This is a genomic window from Desulfosporosinus burensis (genome assembly GCF_054657535.1).
Map to the genome: position 1 here is coordinate 1 of NZ_BAAHYN010000123.1, position 218 is coordinate 218.

Sequence of the window (218 nt, forward strand, 5' to 3'; positions counted from 1 at the left end):
GCGGTGACGTGTGGAGCTGACTGGTACTAATAGGTCGAGGGCTTGACCTAAAAGAGCTCGCTAGGTGAGTGGCTCAAATTCGATCGACAATGACTAGATAATAGACTCTGTGCAGTTTTGAGAGAACAGCGTTCGCAAGGACAAAGATATCTCAGACATCTGGTGATCATGCCGGAGGGGTTCCACCCGTTCCCATATCGAACACGGAAGTTAAGACC

The 218-nt window shown here is 49.5% G+C and carries 1 rRNA gene; it reads left to right on the top strand.

Features of this window, described 5'->3' with window-relative positions:
- Positions 1-158: 158 nt before the first annotated feature.
- Positions 159-218, top strand: a 5S ribosomal RNA gene (gene rrf, locus ACYQ3Q_RS28675); the annotation flags it as partial.